This is a genomic window from Pelomonas sp. KK5 (genome assembly GCF_001984095.1).
GTDB lineage: Bacteria > Pseudomonadota > Gammaproteobacteria > Burkholderiales > Burkholderiaceae_C > KK5.
In genome coordinates, this window is the sequence record NZ_LYVQ01000160.1 from 1 (window position 1) to 15,056 (window position 15,056).

Sequence of the window (15,056 nt, forward strand, 5' to 3'; positions counted from 1 at the left end):
GTCGTCGGTACTGCGTGGCGCTGGTCAGTGGAATCTGGGCGTCACGATGCCGATGCTACACGGCGCCGATACAGTGCCTCCATGTCATCGATCCCCACGAGGACGCCGCTGGTCGGCGTCGATTTCAGCAGCGCCCCGAGCCGGCGCAAGCCCATCGTGCTCGCCCGGGGCGAGCGCCAGGGCAAGGTCGTGCGGCTGCAGGGCCTGGAGACCTTCGACAGCCTGGCCGCCTTCGGCGCCTGGCTGGCGCTGCCCGGCCCGTGGCTGGGCGGCTTCGACCTGCCTTTCGGCCTGCCGCGCGAGCTGGTGCAGGCGCTGGGCTGGCCCAGCGACTGGTCAGCGCTGATCGAGCGTTATGCCGCGCTGTCCCGCAGCGAGATCCGGGACCTGTTCGCCGCCTTCTGCGCGGCGCGGCCGGCCGGTGGCAAGTTCGCCCACCGGGCCTGCGACGGGCCGGCCGGCTCCTCGCCGAGCATGAAATGGGTCAACCCGCCGGTGGCCTTCATGCTGCACGCGGGCGTGCCGCTGCTGCTGCAGGCGGGCGTGCAGCTGCACGGCCACCAGCCGCCACCTCGGCCCGAGGCCGCGCGCATCGCCTTGGAGGCCTATCCGGGCCTGCTGGCGCGCGAGATCCTGGGCCGGCGCAGCTACAAGAGCGACGAGGCGGCGAAGCAGGCATCGCCCGAGCGCCTGATCGCCCGCAAGGACCTGGTCGATGCGCTGGAGCAGGGCCGCAGCCAGCGCCTGGGCCTGCGGCTCAAGCTCAGCCATGCGCAGCGCGACGAGCTGGTGGCGGACGGCAGCGGAGACCGTCTGGATGCCGCGTTATGCCTGATGCAGGCCGCCTGGGCGCTGGAGGCGCCGCGGCACGGCTGGCCGCTCGACGCCGATCCGCTCGAAGGCTGGATCGTGAGTGCCTGATCGATGGAATACTCGGACCGATGACACCCGCACCGATCCCCGACGACGAAGCCGAGCGGCTGCAGGCGCTGCAGGCGCTGATGCTGCTGGACACTCCGCCGGACGAGCGCTACGAGCGCGTGGTCCGTTTCGCGGCCGAGCAGCTGGACATGCCGGTGGCGCTGGTCTCGCTGGTGGACGGCCGGCGCCAGTGGTTCAAGGCCCGGCTGGGGCTCGGCGCGCCGGAGACGCCGCGCGACATCTCCTTCTGCGGCCACGCGATCATGGCGCCCGAGCTGTTCGTGATCGAGGACGCCAGCCTCGATCCCCGCTTCGCCGACAACCCGCTGGTCACCGGCGATCCGCACATCCGCTTCTACGCCGGCGCACCGGTCAGCACGCCCGGCGGACAGCGCATCGGCACGCTGTGCGTGATCGACACCGTGCCGCGCCAGCTGGGCGCGGTGGAGCGCGCGGTGCTGGAGGCGCTGCGCGGCCTGGTGAACGAGGCGCTGGCCGGGCGTGGCGACGACGGTGAGGAGGCAGCGCCGTGAGCCCCGCGGCCGCACTGCCCCGGGTGATGCTGTTCGAGCAGCACTTCGTCATGCGCCGCACCATCGTCTCGGTGGCGCGCGACCTCGGCGTGGCCGAGGTGCAGGACGCCAGCACGATCGACCGCGCCCGCGCGCTGCTGGCCAGCGGCGTCTACGAGGGCGTGGTGCTGGAGCTCGACGACGCATCCCATACGGTGGACATGCTGGCCGAGCTGCGCCTGGGCCGCTTCAAGAGCCAGCCCGATGCGCCGGTGATCGTGTTGACCAACGGCGAGCTGCGCCGCGGCGACGAGGAGCGGCTGCAGTCGCTGGCCGTCTCCCAGGTGCTGACCAAGCCCTTCAAGATCGGCGAACTGCTCAACGCGGTGGCGCGTTCCCGCAAGCGATGACGGACATGGCCGGAACGATCGAAGGCGGCTGCCGCTGCGGCGCGGTGCGCTACACGCTGGCGCTGGACGCGCTGCCCCGCACCTATGCCTGCCACTGCCTGGACTGCCAGACCTGGAGCGGCAGCGCCTTCAGCCAGCAGGCAATCCTGCCCGAGGCCGCGCTGTCGGTGAGCGGGCCGGTGCTGGTGTACGAGCTGACGTCGCCGAGCGGGCGCATCTCGCGGCAGCGCATCTGCGGCGTCTGCCACACCCGCGTCTTCAACACCAACAGCGCGCGGCCGGGCAAGGTGGTGCTGCGCGCCGGCACGCTGGATCGCAGCGACGAGCTGGAGGTGGTGGCCCACATCTGGGCGAAACGCGCGCAGCCCTGGCTGCGCCTGCCGGACGGCGTGCCGGCCTGGGAGGAGGGCGCCCCGGCTGATGCCTTCGCCCGGGCGCTGGAAGGCTGAACGAGCGCCCCGCGGCGCCGTCCTCAGGCCGCGGCCTCCCGCCCCGGGCCCATGTACAGCTTCTGCATGTCCACGAAGGGCGAGTCGCGCAGCTCGTCGGCCACGTCCTTCCATTCGTCGATGTGGGCGACGATGTCCTGGTAGCGCGCCAGTTCCACGTCCATCACCCGCTCCGCATCGGGCACGCCCGGGCCGAACCAGGCGAGGGTCAGGTCTTGCCCCTGCGCCTCGACCAGGCGCAGCTCGGTGCCGGTGCCCAGCGGGATCTCGGGCAGCTCGCGCAGGATGTCGAGCTTCAGCAGCTCGAGCGCCACGTCGTCAATCGCGAGGTCGTGGGCCAGCAGCTTCTCGCGCATCGCCGGCCAGCCGAACACGACCCGACCGGTCAGCGACTGGCCCAGCTCGTGCGCGGCCTTGCCGGCGCCGGGGCCGAAGTTGTTCTCGAACACCGCGCCCATCTCGTCGGCGGCCTCCAGGTGGTCGAGGATGCGCGGCCCCGGGTAGCAGGCGATCCACTGGCCGCGCCCGGCGTCCATGTAGTTGAAGTCGGGCTCCAGCCGGAAGCTCTCGCCGCAGTGGCTGCAGGCGGCGGTCTGGAAGGTGTCGTCCAGGATCTGCTGGCGCAGGTCGGGCCGGCGGTCGGCGTTGAGACTGCCGACCTCCTCGATCGAGGTGGTTTCGCCGCAATGCGGGCAGCTCACTTGCGTGGTCGAGAACAGTGACATGGCGTGCTCCTGCGTGGCTTCGGGCTATTCGGCATCCAGGCGCTTGAGCCATTCCATCGCCGGATGGTTGGGCTTGAGCTTGTTGGACTTGTAGGCGGCGTACATCTCGCTGAACCACTCCAGCGGCGAGCGGAACTGGTAGCCGCTGATAGCCTGCTGGCGGGCCGCCAGCTCGTAGCTCGACCAGTGGGGCCAGTCGTAGCTCTGCTGGTAGACGCGGCCGTCGATGGCCAGGCTCACGGCCGTGGCCTGCGAGGACCACGGGTTCTTGCCGGCCACCATCCGCGCGTAGTGCGCGTCCACCTGCTTGTGCCGCAGGTTCCACTCGACCGCGTCGACGCCGGGCGGCGCCGGCGGCAGCGTGCCGGCGCCGGTGGTGAGCAGGTCCTTGATGTAGGTGGCGTCGAAGTCGTAGCGCTTGGCCAGGGCCGCCACCACCGGGCCGTTGTCCTTGCCGTACTCGCGCCAGCCGCCGAACTGCGACTGGTTGGCACGCTTGACCATGAAGCCCAGCTTGGCGTCCAGCGTGTGGCCGACCTCGTGGGCGGTGTTCCAGTCGAAGAAGGTGATCGGCTCGTCGTTGGCGGGCTTGCATTCGTCCTTCACGTCGGCGGGCATCTCGTCGGGCCGGCCGACGCCGTAGACGCCGCTCTTGTCCGCGCGTCCCTCGTTCATCACGATGTCCTTGAAGCGGGCGCTGGCAAACGAGGCGCTGGACTTGTCGCTGTCGCGGTAGCGGAACTTCAACAGCCCCGTGTTCTCGCGCGTGTGCTTGGCGGGAAGCTTGGACATCAGGTCGTAGAAGCGACGCAGTTCCGGGGCCTTCTTGTCGGGCGTGTTGGCGCTCGCGATGCCGTCGCCGGTACCGTCGGTGACGCGCTGGAACTTGCCCTGCGCGTTGTAGCTGGCATCCGAGAGGATCTGCAGCTTGCAGCCGAAGCGCGCCTCGAAGGCGACGGTGATCACCTTGCGCTGGGTCGACTCGTCGAGGTTCTTGATCATCTCGTCGAGCTGCTTGTCGCCGTCCTTGCGGGCGATGATGGCCTTGATGTCGGGCACGCTGGGCACCTGGTTGGCGCTCATCTGCTTCTTCACCTTGCCGTCGAGCATCAGATCCTTGCCCCGGGCCAGCGCCAGCAGCGCCTTGTCGACATCACCCTGGCCGACCAGCTTCAGCACCTCGTCCGCCTGCTGGCGCAGGCCGTCCAGCTCGGTGCGCACCGCATAGCGCTTCTGTTCCTTCTCCCACTTGTCGGCTTCGGTCTGCAGCGCCTTGACGCCGTCGAGCAGCGACTGGCCCTTGGTCACCAGCTCCTCCAGCTCGGGGAGGCGGGCCTTGACGGCGGCGACGGTGTCCAGCGCCTCCTGCAGGTCGACGCCGCGCTGGGTCGCCCCGCTGAGCTTGGCCACCAGGTTCTGCGCCCCGCGGAAACGCACCAGCTCGAAGTCGGCCGACTTCTTCAATGAGCGGAGCTGGTCCGTGTCGAGGCGCGTCACGACGTCCTCGAGCTTGTGCTCCACGCCCAGCGACTCGTCGTCGAGCCGAGCCCTCAGCTGCTTGCACAGCTTGAGCTCCAGCTCCGCGCCGTCATAGGCCTTGAAGGTGCTCTCCACCTTCTGCGGCAGGACTTTGGTGTCGGTATCGCTCATGTCAGCTCCGCGCTCAGTTTCTCGATGTCATCGACGGCGGTCTTCAGCGGCTCCAGGCCCTTCGGGTCCAGAGCCTGCTGGGTGGTGGCCAGGCTCAGGTCCGCGTAGCGCTTGCGCAGCTCCGACACGGACTGGGCGTAGTCGGGCGCGCCGCCGTCGCCCTTGGGCGGCGTCGACGCCACGGCACCGGCGCCGGCCCGGGTGGCCCCGCTGGCCAGCATGCTGGCGGCGTCGAGATCCGCCTTGGCCTTGGCGAAGTCCGCGGGGCTGGCGCTCAAGGCCTGCGCGATGGACTGGCTCAGCTGCTGCACGCTGGCCTGCACGTTCTTGAATGCGGGCACGTCGGCCAGGGCGTCCAGGCCTTTGAGCTGCTGCTCCAGCGCCAGCAGCGGCGCGGCCAGCGGCTGCAGCTTGGCGAAGTCGGCCTCCAGCTGCACCAGCTGTGCCTCCGGCTTGGCCACATCCACGGTGGACGGCAGGTAGGTCGCGGGATCGGCGGTACCGGCCGTGTTCAGCCGCTCCAGCTCCACGCCGATCGGCGTCGACTGCTTTTCCTGCAGCACGGCCACGGCGCCATCCACCGCGCTGCTGCGCGCCAGCGTGGTGAGCCCCGACTTCACGACGTTCAGCCGCCGGGTGAGGTCCGTGTACTTGTTGACGAAGGTGGTGCGGGCCGTCGTCAGCGTATCGAGCATGCGGTCGAAGTAGATGATCTCGCTGGTCGCCACACGCAGGCCCGCGGCGCTGCCGGCCTGGGCGGCGCTCCCCAGCCCGGCCAGCAGCTGATCGAAGGCCGCCTGCCGGCCCAGCAGGGTCACCTTGCCCTGGATCAGGGTGATCTTGGCATTGAGCTGCGAGCCGACATACACGATCGCCGCTTTCTGCTCCCCGGTCGCCTGCTTCAGCGCGGCCGCCTCGGTGATGATCACCTTCATCGCCGCCGCGCCCGCGATCAGCGCCTCGATGCCGGCCGCATTGACCAGCTCGTCCTTGCGCGTGCGCAGGGCCTTGTGCCGCTGCTCGTCCGGCAGCTTCTCCAGGGGCTTCTTCAAGGTGGCATCAAAGCTTTCGAAGGCCTTGGTGACGGCCGGCACGTCGGTGGTCTGAAGCGCTTGGATGGCGATCTCGGCCTGCGCCGCGTCGGCGGTGAAGCCGGCCAGCTTGCTCGCCGCCGCGCGCCAGGTGGCCAGGCGGTTCTGCAGGCCGGCGATGTCCTGCAGCAACTGCTCGTAGGCCGGCTCCTTGCCGCCGGCCAGCGGCTTGCTGACCTTGGCCTCCGTCTGCGACTTGATGTCCGTGAATTCGGTGGACAGCGTGCCGGCCACCGCCAGCGTGCTGGAGGCCAGCGTGCCGAACAGGGCCTCGGACGCCTTGATATTGGTCTGCAGCGCCTCGTGCAGAGCCTGGCTGGTCTTGTAGCTGCTGAGCTGCTCGGTCAGCCCGGCCAGCGCGTCCATGGCCTTCGTGCGCTCCTGGTTGGCAGTCGGGGCGTCGCCGGCCGTGTTGGCGCGGCGCAGGGCGGACAGGGCCAGCTTGGCGGTGGCGAGCGCGGTCCATTCGAAGTTCGCACCCGCCTGGCCCGAGCTTTCCTCGGCCGACTTGATGGCGGACTCGATCAGCGCGATGTCCTTGCTCATGTCCTCGCTGCCGGTCTCGCGCGGCGGCGCCTGTTTCGCCTCGTCCAGCGCGTCGTCGATCTTCTCGGCGGCTTCGATGCCGTCCAGCAGCTTGCGCACGCTGTCCAGCTGCTTCTCGGCGCCGTCGAAGTCGCCCGCCAGGGCCAGCGTCTCGGCCTCCTGCACCGTCAGCACGCAGGCCTGGGCGGCGGCCTTGGCGGAGGTGGAGGTGTACTGGGCCTGCACCTTCTCCAGTTGCAGATTGGTCTTGTCCAGCGCGGCCAGGTAGGTCACGCAGCGCGTGATCTTGCCCTGCTGCTCGTTCGAGTAGACCTGGCTGGCATCGACCGCCATCTTGGCCTTCTCGAAGTCCTGCCGCGCGGCGTGCGACTTGCCCAGGGCCAGGTCGTTGAAGATGCGGTCGCGGTAGTCGGCCGCCACGTATCGCAGCGCGCGGCGCGAGCGATCGTCGGAGAGCAGGTCCTGGCTGTGCTTCACCAGCGCGTCGTTGGCCTGGAAGTACTGGACGCCGAGCGCGGCGCGATTCCGCACGGCCGTCAGGTGGGCCCGGGCGCCGCGCAGTTCGCCGAAGGTCTTGTCGTCCAGCTGGATCGAGTAGCCGGGATCCGCGTAGCGGCCGATGCTGTCGATCAGGGACTTCGGATAGAGGCGCTCGAACAGCTCCTTGTAGGTGTTGCGGTCGGCGTTCAGGTCGCGGACCAGGTTCGCCGGCGCGGTGTTTACCGCCGTGAAGATCGTCGCCTTGCGCTTGTAGGTCGCCACCAGCGCCGGGATGGTCTCGCTGGCGGCTAGCGCCTCGTCGTAGGCGCCGGTGTTCCACTTCGGCAGGACCTTGCCCCACTCCGTCGAGATCAGTCCATGGGCCGTGCTCAGTTCCACCGAGCCGGTCTTCGTGCCGGTGAAGTCGGCGTTGGCTTCGTTGACCAGGACCTCGCGCGCCTGGTAGATGACGCGGATCTTCTCGTAGTTGTCGCTGTCCTTGTCCAGCTGCGTGGCCCGGTCGAGGACGGCTTTCACCGCCACGAGCGCGCCGTCGTAGTTGAACTGGGCGGCCTGTTCGCGTGCCGCCTGAAGGTCCAGCGGCAACTGGTCCAGCCGGGCCTTGAGCTTGGTGTCGTTCTTCACGCCCCACAAGTTGCCCATCTGCTTGTGCCGGTCTTCCACCTGGCCGGCCTTCTGCTCGAAGTCCTTCTTCTTGTCGCTCAGTTCCTTGATCTTCGGTTCCAGGTCCTTCAGCACCAGCGCCGAGGCCTCGGCGCCCTTGCGGATCTCCTCCAGCGTGCCGCCGGCGACCGATTCCACATCCTTCTCGGCCTGCGCGATCGCCGTGTCCCACAGCAGCGGCACGCTGGGGCCGAAGGCCGTCATCAGCGCGCGCACGCGCGCGACCTCGCCGCGAGCGGCCAGCAGCGCCTGCGCGACGTCCACCTTGGAATCGACGGGCTTGCCCTCTTCCTGGCCGGGCGTCGGCAGCACTTCCTGGGCCAGCATCGCGCGCAGCTTGTCGGTGATCAGCTCGGCGCGGCCGAAGTCGCCTTTGCCGCCCAGCTCGATCGCCATCTTCCACGCGGTGGCGACCTTGGTGGCGCGCTCGCCGGGCGTTTCCAGCGCCTTCTCGACCAGCGGCTGCAGTTCCTTGCGCACCTCGTTCCAGTGCTCGATCGGGCTCGCCTCGGGCTTGGACCGCGCCTCGACGACCGGCGGGGCGGTCTTGCCGGAGAGCAGGTCCTCCACCTCATCGAGTAGCAGCTGGGCCTGGGTGAAGTCGCCCTTGGCGGCGGCCACGCCCGCCTCGCTGGCCTTCAGCCTGGCCGCGGCGGCGCCGGGATGCTGGGCGGTGGCGCTCTCCTTGATCTTCGGGATCAGTGCGCCCAGCCGTGCCTTGAAGGCCACCGCGGGGTCGACGGTGTCGCCATGGCCCTGCTCGTGCTCCTGCTCCTTGGGCCCGTCCGTCGTCGTGGTCGTCGGAGGCATTTGCTGCGTCGGCAGGCCGGGTGCGTCCGGCACGCCGACCGACTCCTCGGCCTGCTCGTCGGCCTCGAAGACGGTGCCGTCGGCGTTCCACAGCACCGCCTTGGCGATCTTGAAGCCGCAGGCCTTGACCGGCTGGCGGATCTTCTTCACGAGGCCCGACAGCGGCTTGTCCAGCTGCAGCATCAGGCTGGTGCCGTCCACCCAGGCCGTGCCGTAGGAGCCGGCCTTCACGCCCGAGGCCTCCTGCAGCTTGGCGAACAGCATCTTCACGCTCATGCGCGGGTGCATGGCCAGCATCGCCGGCTGCTTGTCCTTGGCCTCCACGTAGGCGAAGCTGACGGTGCGCTCCGGGTCCTGCCGGCACATGTTCAGCTGCTTGAGCAGCAGCTTCGGGTTGGCCAGGGCGGCGGCGGCGGAATCCTCGTCGGCCTCCTCGGGCTCGGCCTCGTCCAGCGCGGCCTCGGTCTTCTTCTGCAGCGTCTCGGCCTCGTCCAGCATCGCGTAGAGCTGGTCCTTGATCTTGCCGAAAGGCTTGTCGCCGAGCTCCTTCTTCTGCTTGGTGACGGCCGCCACCTGCTTCGGGATCTCCTTGGCCAGGGCCTTCAGCGCCTCGAGCCGGGGCTCGGGCTTGCGCTCGTCGGTCTTGTCCAGGCGCTGCAGCAGCTTCAGCAGCTCCTTGTCGTCGAGTTCCTTGTCGAGCTTCAGGCCCTTGACGAAGGCCTTCCAGCCGGACTCCGTGATCTTGTCGGTCATGGGTGTGCCTCCTGGTCGCAATCTGGTGCGTGCCCGGCGCGGTCGGGCCAGGCGATCTGCGGCGCAGGCCGGCGTGGCCGGCTGCACCCTCCCGTGATGACGCCGGTCAGGCCGGCGCTCGTGTCGTGTTCAAGCCGGCGGATGTTGGCATCGGATCGTGACAGCCGCAATAGGGACGATGCGGTCAGCGGACATAACTGTTTATGTCGGCGTGTGGCAGACCGCTTCGATATTGTGTCCGTCCGGGTCGATGACGAAGGCGGCGTAGTAGAGGGCGTGGTACTGCGGGCGCAGGCCGGGCGGCCCGTTGTCGATGGCGCCGGCCTGCAGCGCGGCGCGGTAGAAGGCGTCCACCTGGGCGCGGCTGGCGGCCGCGAAGGCGATGTGCAGCGGTGCCGGCGTGCCGGTGGCCTGGAACAGGCACAGCGAGCTGGCGCCGCCGCGCACGCCGAGCTCGACGCCGTAGGACGGCTCGCCTTCGCCGAGCAGCGTGACGCCCAGCGGCGCCAGCGCCTCCAGGTAGAAGGCCTTGCTCGCGGCAAAGTCGCGAACGCCGAACTTGACGTGGTCGAACATCGACGGAGTCTCCTTATGCAGCCGGGTTCACCCAGGCGCCGTCGGCCCGGCTGGAGCGCATCACCGCGTCGATGAACTCGACCCCGCGCAGGCCGTCCAGCGCGTTCGGGAAGCATCCGGCCAGAGGGGCAGGTCTTGCCCCCGCCAGCCGGGCGGCGATCGTCTCGGCCGCGTCGCGGTAGAGGTTGGCGAAGCCCTCGTGGAAGCCTTCCGGATGGCCGGCCACGATGCGGCAGGCCCGCGCCGCCAGCGGCAGCGTGCCAGGACCGTTGGGCGTGAACTTCTGCTGCGGCGCGCCCAGCGGCTTGAACCACAGCTCCTGCGGCAGCTCCTGCAGCCATTCCAGCGTGCCCTTGCTGCCGCTGATGCGGATGCGCAGCGAGTTCTCGACGCCGGCCGCGGTCTGCGTGACCCAGAACATCGCGCGGGCGCCGCCCTGCATGCGCAGCAGCGCGCCGGCGTAGTCGTCCACCGTGCGGCCGGGCACGATGGGGCCGATCTCGGCGGCCACCGCGTCCACTTCCAGGCCGGTGACGAAGCGCAGCAGGTGGTGGGCATGCGAGCCGATGTCGCCCATCACCAGCGAGGGGCCGGCCTTGGCCGGATCTTCCTTCCAGCGCTTCTTCATCTGGCCGGGCAGCACGCTCTCGTCGGCGCGGCCGCCCTGCACGTACTCGACCTGCATCAGCCGCAGCGTGCCCAGCACGCCGGCCTCGACCATCGCACGGGCCTGGCGCACCAGCGGGTAGCCGCTGTAGTTGTGGGTCAGGCAGAAGACGCGGCCGGTCTGCTGCTGGGCGGCGTACAGCGCCTGCGCCTCGGCCAGCGTGTTGGTCATCGGCTTGTCGCAGATGACGTCGAAGCCGAGCTGCATCGCCTCGATGGACAGCGGGGCGTGGCCGTCGTTGGGGGTCATGATGGCGATGACCTCGGCCTTGCTGTCGGCCCCGCGCGCGGCCTCCGCCTTCAGCAGCTCGCTGCCGCTGCCGTAGCAGCGCTCGCGCGGCAGGCCCAGCGCCAGGCCGCCGGCGAGGCCCCGCTCGGGGTCGGAGGACAGGGCGGCGGCGACGATCTCGTAGCCGTCGTCCAGCCGCGCGGCCTGGCGGTGCATCGCGCCGATGAAGGAGCCCGGCCCGCCGCCGATCACGGCCAGGCGCAGCCGGCGGCCCAGCAGGGCGATGACGGGATTGGGTGAGGCGTTGGGGCTGGTGCTCATGCGGGTCTCCTGGGGAAGGCTGGAGTGTCGCGCAAGCGCATGTCACAAACCGGCCCGCCCGCACGTCTTGCAGGGTGTGGGCGGCCCATATCGTCGCCGCCCCCGGACGGATCACCCACGGAAGGACCACCACATGAACATCACCCTCATCGGAGGCAGCGGCCTCATCGGAAGACATCTCGCCCCGCTGCTGGAACGCGCGGGCCACAAGGTCACGCTGGCCTCGCCCTCGCGAGGCGTCAACACACTGACCGGCGAAGGCCTGGCCCAGGCGCTGGCCGGCGCGGACGTGGTCGTGGATGTGAGCAACTCGCCGTCCTTCGAGGAGAAGGCGGTGATGGAGTTCTTCCGCAACTCCACGACCCGCCTGCTCGCCGCCGGGCAGGCCGCCGGCGTGCGCCATCACGTGGCCCTGTCGGTGGTCGGCGCCGACCGGCTCGCCGACAACGGCTACCTGCGCGCCAAGGTCGCCCAGGAGTCGTTGATCCGCGCCGGCGCGCTGCCCTACACGATCGTGCGGGCGACCCAGTTCTTCGAGTTCCTGGCCGCCATCGCCGGCGACGGTACGACCGGCGGCAGCCCGCGCGTCTCGTCGGCGCTGTTCCAGCCGATGGCCGCCGCGGATGTCGCGCTGTTCCTGGCCGGCGTCGTGGCCCGGGCGCCGTGCAACGGCATCGTCGAAGTCGGCGGGCCGGAGCGCCTGCCGATGGCCGAGGCGGTTCAGCGCGCGCTGGATGCCCATGGCGATGCGCGCCGCGTCGTCGCGGATGCGCAGGCGCCGTACTTCGGCTCGGTGCTGGACGACGGGTCGCTGGTGACCGCCGCCGATGCCCCCGTCGGTGCCACCACGCTCGACGCCTGGCTGGCCCGCTGAAGAACTCATGACCCTGGAGAGAAGGAAGAAGACCCCATGAAGACGACAACACGATCGATGGCCATCCTGGCTGTGCTGCTCGGCGGCCTGGTACTCGCGCCGCAGGCCGATGCGGCCGATGTGAAGCAGTTGATGGCCAGGCCGTTGCCCGAGGTGCCGGGACGGGAGGCCGTGATGCTGGAGGTGTCCTATCCGCCGGGCGCCAGGGACATGGCGCACCGGCACGATGCCCACGCCTTCGTCTACGTCCTGGAAGGGACGGTGCAGATGCAGCTCGAGAACCAGCCGCTGGTCACGCTGAAGGCCGGCGACACCTTCTACGAGGGCCCGAACGACGTCCATCTCGTCGGCCGCAACGCCAGCGACACCGAGCCGGCGCGCTTCGTGGTCGTGCTGCTCAAGCGCCAGGGCGCCCCGGTGCTGACGCCGGTGCCCGGGCACAAGCCATAGCGCCATCGCCCATAACGTCGAAGCTGAACGGAAGCTGACCAACCCTGACGGGCCGCTGCCCCTGGGCCGCCGGGGCAGCGCCGGTCCCGATAATGCCGCCTGGCGTTCAGCCAGGAGGGTCCGGACGATGAATTCGAGACTGGCAGGACGGCGCGCACCCGCTGCGGCCTTCTTCACGATGCTCCTGTTCCTGTCGGCGTGCGCCGGCCCCGGCGTGCTCGACCCCGCGGTGCAGGCCGACGACACGGCCGCCTGCGCGCGCATGGTCGCCGAGGGCTTCCGCCGCCTGCCCGGCGACCGGGCCGAGCGCTTCAACGGCAAGGTCAGCGAGGCGGTGGCCCAGTGCCGTGGCGGCGCACGGCCGCTGGCCTTCCGCAAGGCCCCGTATGTGGACTGGGCCAACTACTGGGCCGCCGGCGACGCCAGCAGCCTGGCCCCGGGGACCCGCGGTGCGGGCGGGCATCTCGGCCCGAACGGCCGCGGCATCGACGGCGCGCTGCTGGACCTCGAATACCAGCGCATGGAGCTGATCAAGTTCAACCTGTTCGACAACAGCGGCACCTATCCCGAGTACGTGCTGGGCAGCCGGCAGGGCGTGCCCGGCCCGGCCGTCAAGCAGTGGGACGCGATGCGCCTGCCGGCCGGCGCGCCGGCCTACGCCGCCGTGGGCGGCGACGGCCCGCAGCTGTGCACCGGCGAGCTGATCCGCTTCCGCAACATCGACGGCATCTGCAACGACCTGAAGAACCCGCGCATGGGCTCGACCGGCATGCCCTTCGCGCGCAACGTGGAGTTCGCCAGCACCTTCCCCGACCTGGGCAAGACCGAGCTGGCCCGCAACCGCCACGGCGACCGGCTGGCCCTGCTGAAGCCCGACCCGCAGCTGATCAGCCGCAAGCTGTTCACCCGCCCGCAGTCGCAGCCGGACGCCTGCCGCGAGGGCCAGGGCCTGCCCGGCGATGCGGTGCAGGCGCAGTGCGACTACAAGAAGGCGCCCTTCTTCAACGTGCTGGCCGCCTTCTGGATCCAGTTCATGACCCATGACTGGTTCTCCCACCTGGAGGAGGGCCACAACGCGCCGGGGCTGATGGCCGTGGGCTGCGCCGACCCCTCGTCCGGCTGCCGTCCCGAGGACCGCATCGACCCGAGCCTGTATGCCGAGACCACGGAGCCGCCGGTCTTCGAGGCCGATGGACGCAAGCAGCTGGCCCGCGCCTACAAGACCACGGCCAACCGCACCACCGGCTGGTGGGATGCCTCGCAGCTCTACGGCTACGACGAGACCTCGCGCCGCCGCGTCAGGCACGACCCGAAGGATCCGGCGCGGCTGCTGCTGCTGCCCGGCCATCTGGCGGGCCGGGGCGAGGCCCAGGGCTACCTGCCGGCCTTCGCGCCGGGCGACCCGATCGAGCCCCAATGGGCCGGCCAGGAGGCGGCGGCCTTCCCCGACAACTGGAGCGTCGGGATGAGCTTCTTCCACAACGTCTTCGCCCGCGAGCACAACGCCTTCGTCGACGCCTTCCGCCGGCGCGCGGCTGCCACGCCGCAGGCCGACAGCGGCCTGCGCAATCCGTCGCGGCCCGATCAGGTCATCCGCTACGTCGACGTCACCGACCGCGAGCTGTTCGAGGTGGCCCGGCTCGTCATCGCCGCGGAGATCGCGAAGATCCACACCACCGAATGGACGACGCAGCTCCTCTACGACGAGCCGCTGTACCTGGCGATGAACGCCAACTGGAGCGGCCTGTTCGCCAGGCATCCGATCGTGTCGGCGGCGCTGGAGCAGATCGTCGTCAACAACTTCGGCAAGTCGGAGAACGCGAAGAAGGCCACGCAGTGGTACTCGGCGCTGGCCTCCGGGCCGGGCATCTTCGGCCTCGGCGCGCGGGTCTACGCGGACGACGCCGTCTTCGCGCTCTGGGACCCGGCCAAGACCGACCTGTGGAGCATGAGCCGGCTCGACGACGTCAACGGCGGCGTCAACCATTTCGGCTCGCCCTTCAACTTCCCGGAGGAGTTCGTCAGCGTCTACCGGCTGCATCCGCTGGTGCCCGACCTGATCGAGTTCCGCGAGTGGGATCACGACCCGAACACCGTGAGCGCCAAGGTGCCGGTGATCAACACCTTCCGGGCCAAGGCCACGCCGCAGATGCATGACCGCGGCCTGGCGAACTGGGCGCTCTCGATGGGGCGGCAGCGCCTGGGGCTGCTGACGCTGCAGAACATGCCGCAGTTCATGCAGAACCTCGAGCTGGCCCGCGCGCCGGCGGGCATCGGCAAGATCGACATCGCCGCGCTGGACATCATCCGCGACCGCGAGCGCGGCGTGCCGCGCTTCAACGAGTTCCGCCGTCAGTACGGCCTGCGCCAGCTGACCGGCTTCGACGACTTCGTGGACCCGCATGCCAAGGGCGCCGAGCGCGCCGAGCAACTGCGCCTCACCGGGCTGCTGCGCGAGGTCTACGGCCAGCATCGCTGCGATGCGGGCAAGATCATCAGCACCGCGCAGAAGATGGAGGACGGCTCGGCGATCACCGACTGCCTGGGCCATCCGGACGGCAGCGTCGTCGACAACATCGAGGACCTGGACACCATGGTCGGCTGGCTCTCCGAGTTCGACCATCCGCATGGCTTCGCGATCTCGGAGACGCAGTTCCAGGTCTTCATCCTCAACGCCTCGCGCCGCCTCTTCAGCGACCGCTTCTTCACCTCCAGCTTCCGCCCCGAGTTCTACACGACGCTGGGCGTGGACTGGGTCAACGACAACGGCCCGGACGGCCGCCGCATGGAGCCCGGCGAGGTGAACGGCCACCTGGTGGAAGTGCTGCCGCTGAAGCGCGTGCTGCAGCGGGTGATGCCGGAGCTGGGGCCGGAGCTGGCGCAGGTGGTCAATGTGTTCGACCCGTGGG

12 protein-coding genes are annotated in these 15,056 nt (G+C 69.9%); 7 read left to right on the forward strand and 5 right to left on the reverse strand.

Annotation, left to right across the window (positions count from 1 at the left end):
* Nucleotides 1–81 precede the first annotated feature (81 nt).
* From B0W88_RS21900 to B0W88_RS21915, 4 genes are read left to right on the forward strand one after another with little or no spacing between them, the layout of a single operon-like run.
* Nucleotides 82–921 carry a DUF429 domain-containing protein gene (locus tag B0W88_RS21900; protein WP_077036755.1) on the forward strand — a complete coding sequence of 280 codons (840 nt, stop codon included), beginning with the start codon at nucleotides 82–84 and terminating at the stop codon, nucleotides 919–921.
* A gap of 20 nt (nucleotides 922–941) precedes the next feature.
* On the forward strand, nucleotides 942–1,454 hold the full coding sequence (locus B0W88_RS21905) for a GAF domain-containing protein (RefSeq protein ID WP_077036756.1): 513 nt from the start codon (nucleotides 942–944) through the stop codon (nucleotides 1,452–1,454).
* Nucleotides 1,451–1,843 carry a response regulator gene (locus B0W88_RS21910; protein WP_233151800.1) on the forward strand — a complete coding sequence of 131 codons (393 nt, stop codon included), beginning with the start codon at nucleotides 1,451–1,453 and terminating at the stop codon, nucleotides 1,841–1,843. Before B0W88_RS21905 ends, B0W88_RS21910 begins: the two co-directional genes overlap by 4 nt.
* Nucleotides 1,844–1,848: 5 nt before the next feature.
* A complete protein-coding gene (locus tag B0W88_RS21915; RefSeq protein WP_077036766.1) occupies nucleotides 1,849–2,292 on the forward strand; it encodes a GFA family protein in 444 nt (147 codons plus the stop codon).
* Nucleotides 2,293–2,315: 23 nt separating this feature from the next.
* Here B0W88_RS21915 and B0W88_RS21920 read toward each other — a convergent pair whose 3' ends face one another.
* From B0W88_RS21920 to B0W88_RS21940, 5 genes are all read right to left on the reverse strand, one after another.
* A complete protein-coding gene (locus B0W88_RS21920) occupies nucleotides 2,316–3,017 on the reverse strand; it encodes a CpXC domain-containing protein (RefSeq protein ID WP_077036757.1) in 702 nt (233 codons plus the stop codon).
* Between the two features lie 24 nt (nucleotides 3,018–3,041).
* Nucleotides 3,042–4,667, reverse strand: a complete 1,626-nt coding sequence (locus B0W88_RS21925; RefSeq protein WP_077036758.1) for a hypothetical protein — start codon at nucleotides 4,665–4,667, stop codon at nucleotides 3,042–3,044.
* The gene (locus B0W88_RS21930) at nucleotides 4,664–9,031 is read right to left on the reverse strand and encodes a hypothetical protein (RefSeq protein ID WP_077036759.1); all 4,368 of its coding nucleotides are present in this window, start codon (nucleotides 9,029–9,031) and stop codon (nucleotides 4,664–4,666) included. The genes B0W88_RS21925 and B0W88_RS21930 overlap by 4 nt, the downstream gene beginning before the upstream one ends.
* Nucleotides 9,032–9,232: 201 nt before the next feature.
* Complete coding sequence (locus B0W88_RS21935; protein ID WP_077036760.1) at nucleotides 9,233–9,607, reverse strand: VOC family protein; 375 nt, start codon at nucleotides 9,605–9,607, stop codon at nucleotides 9,233–9,235.
* 13 nt (nucleotides 9,608–9,620) lie between these two features.
* On the reverse strand, nucleotides 9,621–10,823 hold the full coding sequence (locus tag B0W88_RS21940) for a Gfo/Idh/MocA family protein (protein ID WP_077036761.1): 1,203 nt from the start codon (nucleotides 10,821–10,823) through the stop codon (nucleotides 9,621–9,623).
* A 133-nt stretch (nucleotides 10,824–10,956) separates the two neighbouring features.
* Between B0W88_RS21940 and B0W88_RS21945 the strand changes: the two genes are divergently transcribed.
* The 3 genes from B0W88_RS21945 to B0W88_RS21955 form a co-directional block, all read left to right on the forward strand.
* Nucleotides 10,957–11,697 (forward strand): SDR family oxidoreductase, encoded by a 741-nt coding sequence (locus B0W88_RS21945; protein ID WP_077036762.1) that lies wholly within the window; start codon nucleotides 10,957–10,959, stop codon nucleotides 11,695–11,697.
* Between the two features lie 36 nt (nucleotides 11,698–11,733).
* The gene (locus tag B0W88_RS21950) at nucleotides 11,734–12,147 is read left to right on the forward strand and encodes a cupin domain-containing protein (RefSeq protein ID WP_077036763.1); all 414 of its coding nucleotides are present in this window, start codon (nucleotides 11,734–11,736) and stop codon (nucleotides 12,145–12,147) included.
* Between the two features lie 127 nt (nucleotides 12,148–12,274).
* The coding region (locus tag B0W88_RS21955) for a peroxidase family protein (RefSeq protein WP_198937903.1) at nucleotides 12,275–15,056 on the forward strand (2,782 nt) is incomplete at its 3' end.